We start from the raw sequence: 19,044 nt of genomic DNA, 5'->3' as shown, positions 1-19,044 counted from the left end.
CTTCTTCGAACCACAAACCGAATTTGGTAGGTGGGTGTCATTCTCCGATAAGGGCGTCAACGAACGCCTCCGGCTCGAACGGCGCCAGATCGTCGGCACCCTCGCCCAGGCCGATCAGCTTCACCGGTACGCCCAGTTCGCGCTGTACCGCGACGACGATGCCGCCCTTGGCCGTGCCGTCCAGCTTGGTGAGCACGATGCCGGTGATGTCGACGACCTCGGCGAAGACACGGGCCTGCACCAGGCCGTTCTGCCCGGTGGTGGCGTCCAGCACCAGCAGCACCTCGTCCAGCGGCGCGTGCTTCTCCACGACCCGCTTGACCTTGCCGAGCTCGTCCATGAGGCCGGTCTTGGTGTGCAGGCGCCCGGCGGTGTCGATGAGCACCACGTCGGAGCCCATCTCCTTGCCCTCCTTCACCGCGTCGAAGGCGACGGAGGCGGGGTCGCCGCCCTCCGGCCCGCGCACGGTGTGGGCGCCGACGCGCTCGCCCCAGGTCTGGAGCTGGTCGGCGGCGGCGGCACGGAAGGTGTCGGCGGCGCCCAGCACCACGCTGCGGCCGTCGGCCACGAGGACGCGGGCGAGCTTGCCGGTGGTGGTGGTCTTGCCGGTGCCGTTGACACCGACGACCATCACGATGCCCGGCTTGCTGGTCTCCGGCTCTGTCTTGACCACGCGGTCCATGTCGGTACCGACCAGCTTGAGCAGCTCCTCGCGCAGCAGGCCGCGCAGCTCCTCGGGGGTGCGGGTGCCGAGGACCTTGACGCGCTCGCGCAGTCCGTCGACCAGTTCCTGGGTGGGCTGCACGCCGACATCGGCGGTGAGCAGCGTGTCCTCGATCTCCTCCCAGGTGTCCTCGTCGAGGTGCTCGCGCGACAGGAGCGTGAGCAGCCCCTTGCCGAGGGCGTTCTGGGAGCGGGAGAGCCGGGCGCGCAGGCGGATCAGGCGGCCTGCGGTGGGCTCCGGGATCTCGATCTCGGTCGGCGGGATCTCGACGACCGGAGGTTCCTCGACGGCGACGCCGGTCGAGCCGTCGGGAAGATCCACCTCCTCTATGGTCCGGCGCGGTTCGTCGCGCGGTGTCTCGGCCTCGTCGCCGACGTGCGGCTCGGCCGGAGGGGCGGTGATGTCGGGGGCGGCGGGCGGCGGCGGGGGCACCTGCTTCTTACGGCGCGTGCCGACGATGAGCCCGCCGAGCGCGCCGAGCACCACCACGGCGATGACTACAGCAAGGATGACGATGTCCATAACCCGTCCAGTATCGGCCATGGAGTCCCGCGACACCCCTATGGATGTCTGACACACCGTCAGCTAACGTCCCTCTCCACACCCGCCCGGTGAAGGGGGACCCCCATGCCCGTCACGGTCGTACGCTTCAACCTCGTCGAGCCCGACGCGACCCCCGCCTCGCTCGCCGCCCGCTATCGGGCGGCCCTGGAGATGGCCGCGTACGCCGACGAGCACGGCATCACCACCGTGCAGACCGAGGAGCACCACGGCGCCGACAACAACTGGCTGCCGTCGCCGTTCGCCTTCGCGGGGGCGGTCTTCGGCGCGACGCGGCGCCTCGCGGTCACCGTCTCGGCGATCATCGGCCCGCTGTACGACCCGCTGCGACTCGCCGAGGAGATCGCCGTACTGGATCTGCTGAGCGGCGGCCGGCTGGTGACGGTCGCCGGGATCGGGTACCGGCCCGAGGAGTACGCCCTGTTCGACGTGGAGTGGAAGCGGCGCGGCCGGCTCCAGGACGAGCTGCTGGAGACGCTGCTCAAAGCATGGACCGGCGAGGAGTTCGACTACCGCGGCCGTACGGTACGGATCACCCCGCGCCCGTACACCGATCCGCACCCCCTGCTCCTGGTCGGCGGCTCCTCGAAAGCCGCCGCCCGCCGGGCCGCCCGCCTCGGCCTGCCGTTCTTCCCCAGCGCGCATCTGCCGGAGCTGGAGGCGTACTACAAGGAGCGGCTGGTGGAGTACGGCACCGAGGGCTGGACCATGATGCCGGCCGCCGAGACGCCGCTGCTGCACATCGCCGAGGACCCCGACCGGGCGTGGGCGCGCTGCGGCGGCCACTTCCTGCACGAGGCGCGGACGTACGCCTCCTGGCAGTCCGGGGAGATCCGCTCGGCGGTGAAGTCGGGGGCCACGACGGTGGACGAACTGCGTGCCGAGGGCGTGTATCGGATCGTGACGCCCGAGGAGTGCGTGGCGCTGGGGTTCGACAACTACGTGCTGCATCCGCTGTCGGGCGGGATGCCGGTGGAGGAGGGGTGGCGGAGTCTGCGGCTGTTCGCGGAGGAGGTGCTTCCGGCGCTGGAGGGCTGAGCCGAGGGGTGCGACGACGCCCTGCCGGGTTCGAGGTCTGGCGCGAGACGGTGTGTGGCTTCGGGACGGTGCGCTCGCTGGCGCCCGGTTCCTGCCCGTGGCGACAGCTCGGGGCGGCGCCCTGATCTGGTGATGGTGATCCGCCCTGTGCGCACGAAAGCCGCCGCCCCGGCTCGGGCAGTGGCCGAGCCGGGGCGGCGACGGGTTACGGGGAGAGGGGCAGCGGGGACTTGGCCCTTCCCCCCGAGTTCGGGGGCCAGTCAGCCCATCTCCTCCAGCTTCTTGCCCTTGGTCTCGGGCACGAACTTGAGGATGAAGGGGATGGAGAGGAAGGCGAACACCGCGTACATGACGTAGGTGAGCGACAGGTTCCAGTCCGACAGGTCCGGGAAGGTGATCGTGATCAGCCAGTTGGCGATCCACTGGGCCGAGGCGGCCACACCCAGCGCGGCGGCGCGGATCTTGTTCGGGAAGACCTCACCGAGCATGACCCAGACGACCACGCCCCAGGACATGGCGAAGAAGAGAACGAAGGCGTTGGCGGCGATCAGCGCGACGTAGCCTTGCGCGGTCGGCAGCGGGTCGTTGCCGTTCTGGAAGGAGAAGGCCCAGGCGGCCGCCGCGAGGGAGATGCCCATGCCGACGGAGCCGATGAGGGCGAGCGGCTTGCGGCCGATGCGGTCGACGAAGATCATCGCGATCACGGTGCCGACGATGTTGATGATCGAGGTCTCGAACGAGTAGAAGAACGAGCTCGACGGGTCGACGCCCACGGACTGCCACAGCAGGTTCGAGTAGTAGAAGATGACGTTGATGCCGACCAGCTGCTGGAAGACGGAGAGGCCGATGCCGATCCACACGATCGGCAGCAGACCGAACCGGCCGCCCAGCAGGTCCTTGAAGGTGGACTTGTGGTCGCTGCGCATGGCCTGCTCGATCTCGGCGACCCGGCCGTCCAGGTTTCCGTCGCCCTCGACGTCGGCGAGGACCTTCTTCGCGTCGGTGATTCGGCCGACGCTGATCAGGTAGCGCGGGGACTCGGGGATGGCGAAGGACAGCAGCCCGTAGACGATGGCGGGCACGAGCATCACGCCGAGCATCCACTGCCAGGCCTCCAGGCCCGCGACCGTCCCGCGCTCCTCGCCGTCGGCCATGTTGAGGATGGCCCAGTTGACGAGCTGGGAGACGGCGATGCCGATGACGATGGCGGCCTGCTGGAACGAGGCGAGCCGGCCTCGGTACGCGGGCGGGGCGACCTCGGCGATGTAGGCCGGGCCGATGACCGAGGCCATACCGATGGCGATGCCGCCGAGGACACGCCATGCGGCGAGGTCCCACGCGGCGAACGGCAGTCCGGAACCGACGGCGCTCACGGCGAACAGCACCGCCGCGATCTGCATGACGCGGATGCGGCCGATGCGGTCGGCTATTCGGCCGGCGATGGCGGCACCGACTGCGCTGCCGAGCAGGGCGCTGGCGGCGACGGTACCGGTGACGCCGGAGCTGAGGTCGAACCGGGCCTGAATGCCGCCGTTGGCTCCGTTGATGACGGAGCTGTCATAGCCGAACAGGAAGCCGCCCATGGCAGCCGCGGCGGTGATGAAGACGACGTGCCCGAGATGTTCGGGGTGCGCCGCCTTGGCTCCTGACGTGGGTGCCTGCGCTGTGCTGGTCACGTGTACTCCTCGGGCCACCGGCAACGCTGCCGGGTGGGGGTCAGCCGCTCCAAGTGGTGATACCTGAAGGTAAAAACAACGTGACAGAGACTATGCCTTCAAGTTTCGAAGTCAATAGGGAAGTGGTGTGACCTTTGAAGGCACAGGCAAGCAAACGTAAGGGTTCTGTGTTCAACTCTTGAACGTAGACCCAGTGCGGTCAGCGCAGCCGCTGGCTGATCACCTTCGACACACCGTCGCCCTGCATGGAGACGCCGTACAGCGCGTCGGCGACCTCCATCGTGCGCTTCTGGTGCGTGATCACGATCAGCTGCGAGGCCTCCTGCAGCTCCTGCATGATGCGGATCAGCCGCTGCAGGTTGGTGTCGTCCAGGGCGGCCTCGACCTCGTCCATGACGTAGAACGGGCTCGGTCGGGCCTTGAAGATCGACACCAGCATCGCGACGGCGGTGAGTGAGCGCTCACCACCCGAGAGCAGCGACAGCCGCTTGACCTTCTTGCCCGGCGGGCGGGCCTCGACGTCCACGCCGGTGGTGAGCATGTTGTCGGGATCGGTCAGGATCAGCCGTCCCTCGCCGCCGGGGAAGAGTCGGCTGAAGACGCCCTCGAACTCCCGGGCGGTGTCCCGGAAGGCCTCGGTGAAGACCTGCTCGACGCGCTCGTCGACCTCCTTGACGACCTGGAGGAGGTCGGCGCGGGTCTTCTTCAGGTCCTCCAGCTGCTCGCTGAGGAACTTGTGCCGTTCCTCCAGCGCCGCGAACTCCTCCAGGGCGAGCGGGTTGACCTTGCCGAGCTGCTGGTAGGCGCGCTCGGCCGCCTTGAGCCGCTTCTCCTGCTCGGCCCGTACGAACGGCTTGGGCTGGTTGCGGGGGTGCTCGGGGTCCTCGGGAAGCTGCTCGCCCTCGGCGGCCAGGGAGGGCGGTACGAGCTGGTGGGGGCCGTACTCGGAGACGAGCCCGGCGGGCTCCACGCCCAGCTCCTCAAGCGCCTTGGTCTCCAGCTGCTCGATCCGCATCCGCTTCTCGGCGCCGAGGACCTCGCCGCGGTGGACGGAGTCGGTCAGCTTGTCGAGCTCGGCCTTGAGGTCGCGACCGGAGTTACGTGCGGCGGTCAGCTCCCGCTCCCGCAGGGCCTTGGCGGCCTCGGCCGCGCCGCGCTCCTCCTCGGCCCGGGCCAGGGACACCTCGACGTGCGCGAGCAGTTGCCGGGCACCGGAGGCGACGGCTTCCGCGACGGCCGCCTCGTGCCGCAGCCGGGCCCGCCGCTGCTCCGCACGCGCGCGTGCCTCGCGTTCGGCGCGGGCGGCCCGGTCGAGGGAGTCGGCCCGTCCGGCCAGTCCCTTGACCCGCTCCTCGTGCGTACGGACCTGGAGCCTGGCCTCCATCTCGGTCTGCCGCGCGTTGGCGCCGTCGGCGGCGAGCCGGTCCCGCACCGAGGTGTCGGGCTCCTCCTCGACCGGCATCTCCTCGGCGACGGCCAGCCGCTCGGCCAGTTCCTCGACGTCGGTCAGAGCCTTGTCGAGCGCCTCCTGCGACCGCGCGGCGGCGGCGACGGACCGCTCGGCCTCACCGGCGGCACCGCGCGCCTGTCCGGCGAGTCGGCCGAGCTGCTGTGCGACGGACGACTTCTCCCGGTCGGCCGCCCTGCGCCGCTCCCCCAGCTCCTCGACGAGCGCGGCGGATGCCTTGCGGCGCTCGGTGGCGGCTTGCTGGGCCTCGGTCAGTTCTTCGCAGCGGACGGCCAGCTCTTCCAGTTCTGCGGCGGCCTCGTCCACGGAGGCCTGCACTTCGAGGAGGCTGGGAGCGCCCGCGGAGCCGCCGTGAGCGAAGTGCGCGCCGAGGAGGTCGCCTTCGGCGGTCACGGCGGTCAGGTCGGGGTGGGCGTAGACCAGGTCCTCGGCGTCCTCAAGGGTGCCGACCACGACGATGCCGCGCAGGAGGCGGCGTACGGCAGGCATGAGCTCGTCAGGACAACGGACCAGGTCGGCGGCGTACGGCGGCCCGTCCGGCCTCGGTTCAAGGGAGCCGGGATCAAGAGCTCCGCTCAGCAGCAGCGCCGCCCGGCCGCCGTCCTGCTTGCGCAGCAACCGGATCGCCTCAGCTGCGGCCGACGGTGACGTCACCGCGATCGCGTCCGCCGCCGCCCCGAAGGCAGCCGCGAGCGGTACCTCGTATCCCGGCGTCACCGTCAACAGCTCCGCAGCCGGACCCAGCAACCCGGTGAGGCGGTCCTTCGCGCCGAGCAGCGCACCCGTGCCGTCCTTGCGGCGCAGGCCGAGCGCCATGGCCTCGTGGCGGGCCTGGGTCGCGGCACGCTTGCGCTCCACCGCGGTGGCCGCCTCGCGGGCTGCCGTCAGGGCGGCCTCCGCCTCCGCGAGCTGCGACTTCGCCGCCTCGTGCTGCTCGGCGAGATCCGCGTCGCCGGCGTCCAGGCCGTCCACCTCGGCCTTCAGCGCCTCGTACTCCTCCTGCGCGGCGAAGGCCCGCTCCTGGGCCTCGTCCCGCGCGGCTGCGAGACGCTCTATCTCCGACTGGGCGGCGGCGGCACGCGAACGGGCGGCGTTGACCTGGCCGTTCAGCCGGGCGAGCCCCTCGCGCCGGTCGGCGATGGCACGGGCGACGTCCTTCAGGCGGCGCTCTTCGAGGGTGAGCTCCCGCTCCAGTTCGGCGCGGTGGGCGACCGTGTCCTCAAGGGCCCGCTCGGCCGCCTCCAGGGCCGCTTCCAGCTCGGCCTCCTGCTCGCGGATGCGGGCGGCCTCGCGCTCCATGTCCTCGGGGTCGCGGCCCCGGCGCTCCTCAGGCGGCGCGGACGTCGCGCTCTTCACGCGCGCGTCGGCCAGCGAGATCGTGCCGCGCACCCGCTCGGCCAGCTGGGACAGCTCGTACCAGGTCTGCTGGGCCCGCTGGAGGCGTGGTGTGAGCTGCCGTACCTCGTCCTCCAGGAGGGCCTCGCGCTGGAGCGCCTTCCTCAGCTCCCGCTCGGCGGCCTCCTTGCGCTCCTTGAGCGCGGCCTCGTCGGCGACCTCGGCCTGGAGTGCCTCCCGCAGCCGTACGAGATCGTCGGCGAGGAGCCGGAGCCGGGCGTCGCGCAGGTCCGCCTGGATGACGGCGGCCCGGCGTGCGACGGCGGCCTGGCGGCCCAGGGGCTTGAGCTGTCTGCGTAGTTCGTCCGTCAGGTCCTGCACGCGCGCGAGGTTGGCCTGCATCGCGTCCAGCTTGCGGAGCGCCTTCTCCTTGCGCTTGCGGTGCTTGAGGACGCCCGCGGCCTCCTCGATGAAGGCGCGGCGGCCCATCGGGTCGGCGTGCAGGACGGAGTCGAGCTGGCCCTGGCCGACGATCACATGCATCTCGCGGCCGATGCCGGAGTCGGACAGCAGTTCCTGGATGTCGAGGAGGCGACACGTGTCGCCGTTGATCTGGTACTCGCTGCCGCCGTTGCGGAACATGATCCGCGTGATGGTGACCTCGGAGTACTCGATGGGCAGCGCCCCGTCGGAGTTGTCGATGGTCAGCGACACCTCGGCGCGGCCCAGCGGCGGGCGGCCGGTGGTGCCGGCGAAGATGACGTCCTCCATCTTGCCGCCGCGCAGCGACTTGGCACCCTGCTCACCCATGACCCAGCTGAGCGCGTCCACGACATTGGACTTGCCCGAGCCGTTCGGCCCGACGACACATGTGATGCCCGGCTCGAACCGGAGCGTGGTCGCCGACGCGAACGACTTGAACCCTCGGAGGGTCAGGGCCTTGAGGTGCACGCCGGTGGACTCTACCTTCCGGGAAAGTGTCACTCCATGAACGCACGGTTTCACCGATGAACGTGCAGGGCACACCAGACGTTAAAGAGGGTGAAAGGATGCGCGGAGCAGTAAGTCGGGGGAAAGAAAGAAGGGACGCCGAAGCGTCCCTTGAAACTTCTGACGGCTGGCTCGCCAGTCGTCTGACAACTACTTAGCGGTTGGATACGGGCCTCCCAACCACTGCTTGTGCTGTCGAGGAGCGATGCAGTGATCAGGTGAGCGCAGGCTCCGCCTGGTGTGCGTCGATGCTCTCCATGATCCTGTCGTGAGAAGCGGCAGCCGTCAGCGCGTCGTTCTCGGCCTGGATCCGTACAAGCTCGGATTCCAGGTCCTGGACACGCTGCTGGAGCCGTCGCATCTCGGCGAGGAGTCGAGGGTCGGAGCCGCCGACGTAACCGAGAAGCGCCTTTGCCATGATGGATGGTCCTCCACACTGAGTGACCGACCGAAGCGGTGTGGGTCGTGAGGGATTCGCACCGGCGGTTGCTTGGCAGGCCTGGTGTTGTACTGCCGTTCAGCCACGCCAAACAGCGAAGGTGCGCGGGGCTTTCAGCGTCTCACCAAAAAGTTTGACGGTCAACACGATCACGCCCCGTATTGGCGGGCAAACCCGGGGGCACACGGCCGAAAGCGGCGGTGCGACGACTCCTGCGGGGCCCTCGGGGCGTGACGATCATCCTTCAGTGGCGAGCCTGCCACCGCGAGCCGTTCTTGGCAACCACCTGCTCATTTCTGCTCGGGGCAGTTGCCCGTGGCAGGTACCCGGGCGTGCGCCAGGGCCGGTTTACAGAATCCGCTCAGCGGATGGCGAAGCCGTCGTAACCCCCGCGAGGTGTGTCCCAGATCTCTGTCACGCCGTCGACCCGCCCGGGCGTGTCGTCGCCTTGGAGCCAGTCCAGAAGTCCCTCACAGCCCCTCCGCGGGCCCTCCGCGACCACCTGGACCCGACCGTCGTCCAAATTGAGAGCAAAACCACTCAGGTCGCCGATCTCGAGAGCCTTGGCCCGCGTGAACCAGCGAAAACCCACACCTTGGACGCTTCCACGCACCCAGGCGACCAGCCGCACATCCTCGCTCATGACTGCAACCTAACGGGCCAATGTCTCTCCGGGCACTTCCTCCCCTGGCGCCATGCGGTACCGTCCCCACCCAATGAATCTCATATGAAACTCACTCGATCGTGTGAGTTCCGTGAGGACGTTGAGACCGCAGGGACGAGGAAGGCCAGGACATGGGACGCCACCGACGCTCCGCCGCCGGACGCGCCGCCACGGGCCGCGCCACGGGGGTCACACATACGGACGGCTCTTACACGGAGGGCCACGAACCCCGGGACTCGTACGCTAGCGAGCGACCGAGGGGCATCGCGCCCTATCTGAACCCGGAGGCGTACGCCGAGGCCTACGCGAGGAGTGACGCCTACCTCTTCGCCACGGGCGACGACTACGGCCGGATCACCGACACCACGACCTTCCCGGACGACGAGACGGCCGCCTTCCGCAGTGAGGGCTTCACACCCGACTCCGGCTCCCGGCGGCCCGGGGCCTCGCACCGCCGCCGCAAGAAGAAGGCCGCGGCACCGGTGAAGACCGGGCTGCTCGGTGTCTCCGCCGCGGTGGCCCTCGGCACGGTCGCGGTCGCCACGGGCGTGGTGCCCGGAATCGACAACTACCAGCTCGGCGGCGGCAGCGGCACCGACCGGGTGCAGGCCGCCGACACCCCGACCAACTCCCCCGCCGAGCAGGGCGGTACGTCCGGCAGCGCCGACCGGGACGGCAGCGGCGACTCGACCAGCCGCGACGTCGAACGGCCCGCTTCGCCGGCCCCGTCGACGTCGTCGGCCGCACCGACGAAGACCCCGTCCAAGAAGCCGTCGGCCACGCCCAGCAAGAAGCCGAAGGAGACTCCTTCGCGTACGGCCACCCAGGCGCCGCCGAAGGAGAAGGAGAAGGCGCCGGACAAGGGGAACGAGCAGGCCGGCGCCCCCGTCCAGGTCTCCGCGGAGGCCGCCGCCGCGGCCGAGGTGCTGAGGCTCGTGAACGAGGAGCGCGCCCAGGTGGGCTGCAGCGCGGTCGCCGCCAACAGCTCGCTCACCGATCTGGCCCAGGACTTCAGCGAGGACATGGCCGAGCGGGGCTTCTTCGACCACACCGACCTCGACGGCGCCTCCCCCTGGGACCGTGCCGCGAAGGCCGGCATAACCGACCTCGGCGGCGAGAACATAGCCCGCGGCCAGTCCGACGCGGCCGCGGTGATGGAGGCCTGGATGAACAGCCCGGGCCACCAGGCCAACATCCTGAACTGCGACTTCAAGACGCTGGGCGTCGGCGTGCACTTCGGTGCGGGCGGGCCTTGGTGGACTCAGGACTTCGGGTACTGAGAGACCCCCGACACGAAGCCGGGGTCCGAAGGCAAGGGACGCGTCCAGTCGCCCCGGCCCCGGCCGTCAGTCCTCGGCAAGTCCCAAAGGGCGCATCGCCGACCTGTAGTCGCCGGTGGTCACGAGGTTGTCGATGACATGGACCATGGCGGGGATGCCGGGGTCCCGGACGATCAGGTTGTCCCAGCCGTAGAAGTACCGGCCCCCGAGGCGCTCCCCATGGTCGGCGAACGTCACCCACATGTCGATGTCGCAGACCTCGCCGAGATCCTCCCCCACGCCCGCTACGAAGCAGATCTCGTATCCGTCCCTGCGCACCCGGTACAACGGGCCGTCCCACACAGTTCCCCCCAAGACCCCGTCCCCCTGCGGCCGACTCGGTCGGCAGGCTGCAGCGGGGACGGTGTCTCGTGCGCGTTCTTTACGGCGTCGCGTCGCTCAGGCGGCCACGCGGCCCAGGGAGAACACCTTCGCGGTCTGGGCCACCCGGCGTCCCAGGTGCTCGGCGGTCGCCACGTCGGCCTTGTGGACGGCCTCCGGGCCCTGGTCGGCGTTGGTCTGGGCGGCGGCGCCGGTGAAGACGCCGAGGCGGTTGAGGTCGTTCTCGGAGCCGGCGCTGCTGTTCCAGCCGGGGAGCAGGCCGAGGTTGACCCAGTGCATGCCGAGCTGGGCGGCCAGGATCTGGAAGAACTGCAAGGTGTGCAGCTTGTCGCCGCTCTTGGAGGCGGAGTTGGTGAATCCGGCGGCCAGCTTGTCCGTCCAGGCCTGCTCGGCCCAGCGCTTCGAGGTGGCCTCCGCGAAGACGTGGAAGGCGCCGGACGCGGTGCCCATGTAGGTCGGCGAGCCGAACACGATGGCGTCCGAGCCGTCGAGGATCGCCCACTGCTCCTCGGTGATCTCGTCCACCTTGATCAGATGCACCTCGGCCCCGGCCTCGACGGCCCCGGAGCGGACGGCCTCGGCGATGACGGCGGTGTGCCCGTAGCCGGAGTGGTAGGCGATGGATACGACAGGGGTGGTCACGTGGGTACTCCTGGGATAGGCAGCTCACTGGCGATGACCAAAGGAAAGCACTAACTTCTAGATAGTGCAACCTACGAGTTAGCGCTGCGTTCGAGTACGCTTGTGCTATGGACACCATGCAGGAGCGCACGGAGGCGCAGGACCTCCCGTACAACGTGTTCGCCAAGGCCTGCCCCTCGCGCGTCACTCTGGAGCACGTCACGGGCCGCTGGGGCGGGCTCACGCTCGGCGCGCTGTACGAGGGCTCGCTGCGCTTCAACGAGCTGCGCCGCCGGGTCGACGGCGTCAGCGAGAAGATGCTGTCCCAGACGCTGCACGCCCTGGAGCGGGACGGCCTGGTGCACCGCGAGGCCCAGCCGACCAACCCACCGCGGGTCGACTACGAGCTGACGCCACTGGGACGCGGGATCGCCGAGCGGCTGCTGAACCTCATCCACTTCGTGGAGGGGCAGATGGACGACGTGCTGGAGGCACGTATGCGCTACGACGAGACGCGCGGCGCCCTTTGACACTTCGGGCAGAAGTAGCTGGACCGGTTCATCCAGGGCCGCCTGCGCATCGGCGTACCGCACCGCTTGCAGGGCAGCCCTTCACGGCCGTACGCGTCGAGTGAGCGGTCGAAGTAGCCCGACTCGCCGTTGACGTTGACATACAGGCTGTCGAAGCTCGTGCCGCCGACCGCGAGGGCGGCGTTCATCACGTCCCTTACGTGGCCCAGGAGTTCGAGGCTGCGCGGGCGGGTGAAGGTTCCGGTCGGGCGGTCGTAGTGGAGGCGGGCGCGCCAAAGGGCCTCGTCCGCGTAGATGTTGCCGACACCGCTGATCAACGACTGGTCGAGCAGGGCCCGTTTGATGGTCGTGCGCTTGCGGCGCAGGGCCTGGTGGAAGGCCTCGTCGTCGAAGAGCGGGTCCAGCGGGTCGCGGGCGATGTGCGCGATGACGTCGGGCAGGCCGTCGGGGGTGTTGTCGTGCAACGACAGGCCGCCGAAGGTGCGTTGGTCGACGAAGCGCAGTTCGGTGTCGAGCGTGTCCGCGAACCTCACCCGGATCCTGAGGTGCTTCTCGTCGGGCGCGGTGTGCGGCTGGACCAGCAGCTGGCCGCTCATGCCGAGGTGGGCCAGGACCGACTGGGCGGTGTCCTCCAGCGGCAGCCACAGGTACTTGCCGCGGCGGCTGGGGACGCCGATGCGGTGGCCCTTGAGGCGGTGCGCGAAGTCGTCCGCGCCGGCGATATGACGGCGTACGGCACGTGGGTGCGTGACCTCGGCGTCGGCGACCGTGCGATGGGCGACCCACCGCTCCAGACCGCGCCGGACGACCTCGACCTCGGGCAACTCGGGCATGGGTTCTCCCGTACACACCTTGCGGGTATGGGCCGAGCGCCCGTCCCATGGCCGGGACGGGCGCTCGGATCGCGCTGTTCGGTCAGGCGGAGGCCGACGCGTCGGCGTCGGGCCCGGCGGCGTTCGCGGCCGCCTTCGCGGCGCGCTCCTCCGCGGCGGCCTTGATGGCCCGCCAAGCGGATTCCGCGGCCTGCTGCTCCGCCTCCTTCTTGCTGCGGCCGGTGCCGGTGCCGTACGAGACGCCTCCGACGCGGGCGGCAGCAGTGAAGGTCTTCTCGTGGTCGGGGCCGGTCTCCGTGACCAGGTACTCGGGCACGCCGAGCCCCTCGATCGCGGTGAGCTCCTGGAGACTGGTCTTCCAGTCCAGGCCGGCTCCGAGGTTCGAGGACTTCTCGATCAGGGGGTCGAACAGGCGGTGCACCAGCTCCGCCGCCGATTCCAGGCCCTGGTCGAGATAGACCGCGCCGATCACCGCTTCCAGGGTGTCGGCGAGGATGGACGCCTTGTCCCGGCCGCCTGTGCCCTCTTCACCACGGCCGAGCCGGATGAAGGAGCCCAGGTCGAGCCCACGGCTGACCTCCGCCAGCGCACGCGAGTTGACCACCGCGGCCCGCAGCTTGGCCAGCTGGCCTTCGGGCAGGTCGGGGTGGGTGCGGTACAGCGTGTCCGTGACCACGAGGCCGAGCACGGAGTCCCCGAGGAACTCCAGGCGCTCGTTGGTCGGCAGACCGCCGTTCTCATATGCGTAGGAACGGTGGGTCAGCGCACGCACCAGAAGGGCGGACTCGAGCTTGTACCCGAGCCGCCCTTCCAACAGCGTGTGGGACGAGGCTGTGTTGTCCGCTGCGTTCTTCTTCGGCGTGGACACAGTGCCTCTCACCAGCCGCTCAGACCTCGAGGACCTGGCGCTTGTTGTAAGTGCCGCAAGACGGGCACGCGATGTGCTGCAGCTTGGGCTCGTGGCAGCGCTCACACGCAACCAGGGTGGGGACCGCAGCCTTCCACTGCGACCGGCGGTGGCGCGTGTTGCTGCGCGACATCTTCCGCTTCGGAACAGCCACGGCTACTTCTCCTGCTTCTCGTCGACGCCCGCTTCGGCGCCGCTCATCTCGTCCTTCTCGCCGTCTTCGAGTGAACCGGCGAGTCCCTGCAGTGCCGCCCAACGGATGTCGACGGCGTCATGGTGGTGGTCCGGGTCGTCCGTGAGACGTGCTCCGCACTCGGCGCACAGTCCCAGACAGTCTTCCTGGCACACCGGCTGCATCGGCAGTGCGAGCACCACCGCGTCGCGCAGCACGGGTTCGAGGTCGAACAGGCCGTCCTCGAGAAAGAGCCTGTCCTCGTCGTCCTCGGCGTCGTCGCCGGGCTCCGCGCGGTGAACGCGGCCCCGATCGTCGGCGTCAGGGTACGAGAACATCTCCTGGAATTCCGCTTCGACGTCGAGCTGAAGCGGCTCCAGACACCTTACGCACTCCCCCTCGGCCTGTGCACGGGCGGTGCCTGTGACAAGCACCCCTTCCATGACCGACTCGAGTCGGAGTTCGAGCTCCACCGGGGCGCCTTCCGGCACCTCGATGACGTCCTTGAGACCGAGGTCCTTCGGGGCGTCGACCGTGCGGGTCACGCGCTGCAGCGCACCGGGCCGCCGACCCAGCTCGTGTGTGTCGAACACGAGAGGGTTGCGGTGGTCGAGGCGGGCTGTCACGCCATTCCTGCTTTCGATCTGCTGAGCTCAGAGGGTCACTGCCCTCGGTGTTCCCGGGCAGCTTTGATCGCGGACGTACGCGCGACCGAAGAGCCAGGATACTGGACCTTTGGCTCACGGCCCAATCCGGTGGTCCCTTACTGGCCGCGCCCCTGCTCGTACGCCCTCAGCTGCTCCGGAGTGATCATGCCGGTGTCGAAGAGGCTGGTCTCGTCGAGGGCGTACGACTGGTGGGCGGCCTGCTGGGGCTGTTGGGGCTGCTGGGGCTGCTGGGGCTGCTGTTGGTCGTAGGTGGCCTGCTGACCGTCGTAGCCCTGATAGGCGTAAGGATCGGCCTGCTGGTAGCCGTACGGGTCCTGCTGGCCGCCGTAGCCCTGCTGGTAGCCGGCGTAGGTGTCCGTCTGCTGGTAGCCGTACGCCGGCTGCACGGTCCCCGGGTCGTACTGCGGCTGTGCCGGTACGGCCGCCGCCGGCTCGGCGGGGGCCGCCGGGGCGTCCCGCTCCGCGAGCGCGGCGAGGTCGGCGAGGTAGTCGGCGTCGCTGGAGTGCCGGACGCTGGTGTTGTCGTCGGCGAGGGCGCCGAGGTCGTCGCTGGCGATACGGCCGTGCAGCTTCTGCCGGCCGCGGCCGACGGCCTCCAGGGTCTTGGCCAGCACCGCCTCGAAGGCGCCGAGCTTGACGTCGACGTACTCGTCGGCGTTGCGGCGCAGGGTCTCCGGGTCGTGGCTGCGCTCGGGGGCGTCTTCGTCCTCGTAGCCCTGCTCGTCGAGGCCCGGACCGGTGCCGAGGAGCTTCTCGCGGCCACGGCCGACGGAGCCGAGGGTCTTGGTGAGGACGACCTCGAAGTTGGCGAGCTTGGAGTCGACGTAGTCGTCGGCCTCCGCGCGGATGTCCTCGGCCTCCTTGCGGGCCTCGGCGACGATGCGCTCGGCCTCGGACTGGGAACGGCGGGCGACCTCGGTGTCGGAGATCAGCGAGCCACGCTCGGCGTGCGCGCCCTGGATGATCCGCTCGGCCTCCTGGCGGGCCTGCTCGACCATCTGCTCGCGGCCGCCGATCAGCTCCTGCGCCTGGGCGAGGGAGCCGGGCAGGGCCGCGCGGACCTCGTCCAGCAGCGAGAGCAGTTCGGCGCGGTTGACCACGCACGAGGCCGACATGGGCATCGAACGGGCACCTGAGACCGCCGCGACGATCTCGTCGAGCTTCTTCTGTACGTCCACCGTGTGCTCGCCACTCTCTACAGCTGTGATGGAGACGGACGGGACGACTGTAGCCGCCCGTTCAGCCTTGGCGCAGACGCTTGTTGAGGGCCTCCAGGACCTGCGGCGGCACCAGGTGGGACACGTCACCACCCCACGTGGCGACCTCCTTCACCAGGGAGGAGGACAGGAAGCTGTAGGTGGGGTTGGTCGGCACGAAGAGCGTCTCCACGCCCGACAGGCCGTTGTTCATCTGCGCCATCTGCAGCTCGTAGTCGAAGTCGCTGACGGCGCGCAGGCCCTTGACGATGGCCGGGATGTCGCGCTGCTTGCAGAAGTCGACGAGGAGGCCGTGGAAGGCCTCGACCTGGACGTTGCCGTACTCCGCCGTGACCTCGCGGATCAGGTCGAGTCGCTCGTCGACCTCGAACAGGCCCTTCTTGGACTTGTTGATCATGACGGCGACGTAGACCTCGTCGTACAGCCTGGAGGCTCGGGAAATGATGTCGAGGTGTCCGTTGGTGATCGGGTCGAATGACCCGGGACATACGGCGCGGCGCACTTGTGATCCCTCGCTCTCCGGTCCGGTCATCGTGCGTCTTCGCACGTAGAGGCGGCGCGACCGTACCAAAACGTTCCCTCGCCGTAGCGACGGGCCCGGATCGCTTCAAAGCCGTCCGGCCACCGGAACTCCCCGCCTCTGGTGCTGCGCTCCACGGTGACGAGCGCTTCCCGCGCGAGCCAGCCCCCCGAGCGGAGTGTGAGGAGAATCTCGCGAAGATCGTCGTCCGTGACGGCGTACGGAGGGTCGAGGAAGACGAGGTCGTACGGCTCGGTGGGCGCCGAGGTCCGGATGATCTGTTCGGCTTTGCCCGACCTCACCTCGGCACCGGGGAGGCCGAGATTCCTGACGTTCTCGCGGACGATGCGGGCCGCTCTTGCGTCGGCCTCGACGAGCAGGGTGTGGCCGGCTCCGCGGGAGAGGGCCTCCAGGCCGACCGCGCCCGAACCCGCGTAGAGGTCGAGGACACGTTCGCCTTCCAGGGGGCCGCCCAGGAGGGACTGCCAGGTGGAGAAGAGACCTTCGCGCGCGCGGTCGGAGGTGGGGCGGGTGCCGGTCCCTGGCGGGACGGCCAAGCGGCGTCCACCTGCCGTGCCGGCGATCACGCGGGTCATCTCGGGTCCTTGTTCGGGGGTGGTTACGGATTCAGTGTGGCAGCAGGTTCGTCGTGGTTGCTCGCGCAGTTCCCCGCGCCCCTTTCGGGACGATCCCGCTCACCCCTTTTCCAGGAACTGCTCCCTTTCCTCGTCCAAAAGGGCGTCCAGGGCCGTTTGCAGGCCGGGAAGTCCCGTCAGCTCCGGATCGGCAGCCACCAGCGCCGCCGCCTCCTCCCGCGCCTCGGCGATGATCTCCTCGTCCTCGATGACCGCCAGGACCCGCAAGCTGGACCGTGCCCCGGACTGGGCCTGGCCGAGGACATCGCCCTCGCGGCGCTGTTCCAGGTCGATGCGGGAGAGCTCGAAGCCGTCGAGGGTGGCGGCCACCGCGTTGAGACGCTGGCGGGCCGCACTGGCCTCCGGCATCTCGGTGACCAGGAGACACAGGCCGGGGGCCGAGCCTCGGCCCACTCGGCCGCGCAGCTGGTGGAGCTGGGAGACGCCGAAGCGGTCGGCGTCCATGATCACCATCGCCGTGGCGTTCGGGACGTTCACGCCGACTTCGATGACCGTCGTGGCGACCAGGACGTCGCTCTCGCCGGCGGCGAACCGGCGCATCACGGCGTCCTTGTCGTCGGGGTGCATACGGCCGTGCAGGACCTCGACCTCTAGGCCTTGGAGAGGCCCCTTGCGGAGCTGGTCCGCCACGTCCAGGACGGCGAGCGGCGGGCGCTTCTCCGCCTCGTCCTCCGGGGACTTCTTCTTGCCGGCCTTCTTCGGGTCGTCCTCCTCGTCCCCGATGCGGGGGCAGACGACGTACGCCTGATGGCCGTTGCCGACCTCCTCGCGCACCCGCTCCCAGACGCGGGCCAGGAAGTGGGGCTTGTCGGCGGCCGGGACGACATGGGAGGCGATGGGTGAGCGGCCGGCCGGGAGCTGGTCGAGGACCGAGGTCTCCAGGTCGCCGAAGACGGTCATGGCGACCGTGCGCGGGATCGGGGTGGCCGTCATGACCAGGAGGTGGGGTGGCTGCTTGCCCTTGCCGCGCAGGGCGTCGCGCTGCTCCACGCCGAACCGGTGCTGTTCGTCCACGACGACCAGGCCGAGGTCGTGGAACTGCACCTTGTCCTCGATCAGTGCGTGTGTGCCGATGACGATCCCGGCCTCGCCGGTGACGAGATCGAGCAACGCCTGCCGACGGCCGGCCGCCCCCATGGACCCGGTGAGCAACACGACCTTCGTGGCCCGCTCGGCCCCACCCAGCATGCCTCCCTCGGCCAGCTCGCCCATCATCTCGACGATCGACCGGTGGTGCTGCTGGGCGAGCACTTCGGTGGGAGCCAGCATGGCGGCCTGTCCGCCCGCGTCGACGACGGCGAGCATGGCGCGCAGGGCCACCATCGTCTTGCCGCTGCCAACCTCTCCCTGGAGCAACCGGTGCATCGGATGCTCGGTCGCCAGGTCGTCGAAGATCTCCCTGGAGACCTTCTGCTGGCCGTCGGTGAGGGTGAAGGGGAGTCGGTCGTCGAAGGCCGTGAGGAGACCGTCCGGGGCGGGCCTCCTCGGTACTGCCGGGAGTTGGGCGTCGGCGAAGCGGCGGCGGGCGAGGGCCACCTGGAGGACGAAGGCCTCGTCCCACTTGAGGCGGGAGCGGGCGTCGTCGATGTCCGCCTTGGTGTGCGGACGGTGGATCTTGAGCAGGGCCTCGGGGAGGGAGACCAGGCCCCGCCCCTCGCGGAGGGCGTCCGGGAGCGGATCGAGCGCTTCCTGGGCGCTGGGCAGGACCGTCTGGATGGCCTTGCCGATCTTCCAGGACTCCAGCTTGGCGGTGGCGGGGTAGATGGGGATCAGCGCGCCGGCCCAGGTCTCGACCGTCTCCTCGGAGTCGCCGCGCAGCAACTCGTATGCGGGGTGGGCCAGTTGCATACGGCGGTTGAAGACGGAGACCTTGCCCGCGAACATCGCGCGGGTGCCCGGCAGGAGCTCCTTGTGGGGCTTGTGAACGCCGTTGCCGAAGAAGACCAGTTGGAGGCGGCCGCTGCCGTCGGTGATCGTGACTTCGAGGCGCTGGCCCTTGCCGCCCGGGGCCTTGGCGGAGGCGAAGCTGTGCAGGCGGGCGTCGGCGACCATGGCGACCACGGTGACGTGCTCGTCCATGGGGAGGTCGGCGAGGTGGGTGAGCTGGCCGCGCTCCTCGTATCTGCGCGGGTAGTGGTGCAGGAGGTCGCCGACGGTGTGCAGGCCGAGGTGCTCGGCCATCACCTTCGCGGTGGCTGGGCCGAGCACTTTCTTCAGTGGTTCTTCCAGTGCGGGCACGAGATCCATTCCACACCACACCACTGACAATGCCGGAGAGGCCGGTGCGGCCGTCCCGGTAAACGTCCCGGAAACCCCTGGTCAGGCGGCTCGCTTCGGCCCTAGGATGGCGCGCTCCGGCCATCC

Annotated in this window: 18 protein-coding genes; 3 read left to right on the top strand and 15 right to left on the bottom strand. The window is 69.6% G+C overall.

The features are described 5' to 3' along the window. Nucleotides 1–37 precede the first annotated feature (37 nt). Entirely contained in the window at nt 38–1,246 is a 1,209-nt protein-coding gene (gene ftsY, locus ACZ7NC_RS26415) for a signal recognition particle-docking protein FtsY (RefSeq protein WP_471491796.1), read from the bottom strand. Nucleotides 1,247–1,351: 105 nt separating this feature from the next. Here ftsY and ACZ7NC_RS26410 point away from each other — a divergent pair, with 105 nt between their 5' ends. Beyond that, nucleotides 1,352–2,323, top strand: coding sequence for an LLM class flavin-dependent oxidoreductase (locus ACZ7NC_RS26410; protein WP_471491795.1), 972 nt, complete (start codon nt 1,352–1,354; stop codon nt 2,321–2,323). A 260-nt stretch (nt 2,324–2,583) separates the two neighbouring features. On the opposite strand, the gene ACZ7NC_RS26405 is transcribed toward ACZ7NC_RS26410, so the two are convergent. From ACZ7NC_RS26405 to ACZ7NC_RS26390, 4 genes are all read right to left on the bottom strand, one after another. Next, nucleotides 2,584–3,999: a sugar porter family MFS transporter gene (locus ACZ7NC_RS26405; RefSeq protein WP_471491794.1), complete on the bottom strand. Its 1,416-nt coding sequence runs from the start codon at nt 3,997–3,999 to the stop codon at nt 2,584–2,586. Between the two features lie 199 nt (nt 4,000–4,198). Beyond that, complete coding sequence (smc, locus tag ACZ7NC_RS26400; RefSeq protein WP_471491792.1) at nt 4,199–7,753, bottom strand: chromosome segregation protein SMC; 3,555 nt, start codon at nt 7,751–7,753, stop codon at nt 4,199–4,201. A gap of 253 nt (nt 7,754–8,006) precedes the next feature. Beyond that, on the bottom strand, nt 8,007–8,210 hold the full coding sequence (locus tag ACZ7NC_RS26395) for a hypothetical protein (RefSeq protein ID WP_058922942.1): 204 nt from the start codon (nt 8,208–8,210) through the stop codon (nt 8,007–8,009). A 382-nt stretch (nt 8,211–8,592) separates the two neighbouring features. Next, nucleotides 8,593–8,874, bottom strand: a complete 282-nt coding sequence (locus ACZ7NC_RS26390; protein ID WP_471491790.1) for an acylphosphatase — start codon at nt 8,872–8,874, stop codon at nt 8,593–8,595. Nucleotides 8,875–9,026: 152 nt separating this feature from the next. On the opposite strand from ACZ7NC_RS26390, the gene ACZ7NC_RS26385 reads away from it, so the two are divergent. Further along, complete coding sequence (locus ACZ7NC_RS26385) at nt 9,027–10,175, top strand: CAP domain-containing protein (protein ID WP_471491789.1); 1,149 nt, start codon at nt 9,027–9,029, stop codon at nt 10,173–10,175. Nucleotides 10,176–10,241: 66 nt separating this feature from the next. On the opposite strand, the gene ACZ7NC_RS26380 is transcribed toward ACZ7NC_RS26385, so the two are convergent. Together ACZ7NC_RS26380 and ACZ7NC_RS26375 are read right to left on the bottom strand one after the other, a co-directional pair. Beyond that, on the bottom strand, nt 10,242–10,529 hold the full coding sequence (locus ACZ7NC_RS26380; RefSeq protein WP_471491787.1) for a hypothetical protein: 288 nt from the start codon (nt 10,527–10,529) through the stop codon (nt 10,242–10,244). Nucleotides 10,530–10,613: 84 nt separating this feature from the next. Further along, nucleotides 10,614–11,198 carry a flavodoxin family protein gene (locus ACZ7NC_RS26375; protein WP_471491786.1) on the bottom strand — a complete coding sequence of 195 codons (585 nt, stop codon included), beginning with the start codon at nt 11,196–11,198 and terminating at the stop codon, nt 10,614–10,616. A gap of 107 nt (nt 11,199–11,305) precedes the next feature. Here ACZ7NC_RS26375 and ACZ7NC_RS26370 point away from each other — a divergent pair, with 107 nt between their 5' ends. Next, a complete protein-coding gene (locus ACZ7NC_RS26370) occupies nt 11,306–11,707 on the top strand; it encodes a winged helix-turn-helix transcriptional regulator (RefSeq protein ID WP_471491784.1) in 402 nt (133 codons plus the stop codon). Here ACZ7NC_RS26370 and mutM read toward each other — a convergent pair. From mutM to recG, 8 genes are all read right to left on the bottom strand, one after another. Continuing rightward, nucleotides 11,680–12,540 carry a bifunctional DNA-formamidopyrimidine glycosylase/DNA-(apurinic or apyrimidinic site) lyase gene (gene mutM, locus ACZ7NC_RS26365; protein WP_471491782.1) on the bottom strand — a complete coding sequence of 287 codons (861 nt, stop codon included), beginning with the start codon at nt 12,538–12,540 and terminating at the stop codon, nt 11,680–11,682. The two genes, ACZ7NC_RS26370 and mutM, sit on opposite strands and share 28 nt — an antisense overlap. An 82-nt stretch (nt 12,541–12,622) precedes the next feature. After that, nucleotides 12,623–13,408, bottom strand: a complete 786-nt coding sequence (gene rnc, locus ACZ7NC_RS26360) for a ribonuclease III (protein ID WP_471491921.1) — start codon at nt 13,406–13,408, stop codon at nt 12,623–12,625. Between the two features lie 19 nt (nt 13,409–13,427). Next, complete coding sequence (gene rpmF, locus ACZ7NC_RS26355) at nt 13,428–13,601, bottom strand: 50S ribosomal protein L32 (RefSeq protein WP_007493396.1); 174 nt, start codon at nt 13,599–13,601, stop codon at nt 13,428–13,430. A gap of 2 nt (nt 13,602–13,603) precedes the next feature. Beyond that, nucleotides 13,604–14,245, bottom strand: coding sequence for a YceD family protein (locus ACZ7NC_RS26350; RefSeq protein ID WP_471491780.1), 642 nt, complete (start codon nt 14,243–14,245; stop codon nt 13,604–13,606). A gap of 137 nt (nt 14,246–14,382) precedes the next feature. After that, complete coding sequence (locus tag ACZ7NC_RS26345) at nt 14,383–15,465, bottom strand: ATP synthase F0 subunit B (protein WP_471491778.1); 1,083 nt, start codon at nt 15,463–15,465, stop codon at nt 14,383–14,385. Nucleotides 15,466–15,526: 61 nt separating this feature from the next. After that, the gene (gene coaD / locus ACZ7NC_RS26340; RefSeq protein ID WP_471491919.1) at nt 15,527–16,006 is read right to left on the bottom strand and encodes a pantetheine-phosphate adenylyltransferase; all 480 of its coding nucleotides are present in this window, start codon (nt 16,004–16,006) and stop codon (nt 15,527–15,529) included. A 26-nt stretch (nt 16,007–16,032) separates the two neighbouring features. After that, complete coding sequence (gene rsmD, locus ACZ7NC_RS26335; protein ID WP_471491777.1) at nt 16,033–16,620, bottom strand: 16S rRNA (guanine(966)-N(2))-methyltransferase RsmD; 588 nt, start codon at nt 16,618–16,620, stop codon at nt 16,033–16,035. A gap of 99 nt (nt 16,621–16,719) precedes the next feature. Beyond that, a complete protein-coding gene (recG, locus tag ACZ7NC_RS26330) occupies nt 16,720–18,927 on the bottom strand; it encodes an ATP-dependent DNA helicase RecG (protein ID WP_471491776.1) in 2,208 nt (735 codons plus the stop codon). Nucleotides 18,928–19,044: the final 117 nt, after the last annotated feature.

The sequence above is a fragment of the Streptomyces sp. NPDC111802 genome, assembly GCF_055634335.1.
This window is presented reverse-complemented; position numbering and strand designations above follow the sequence as displayed.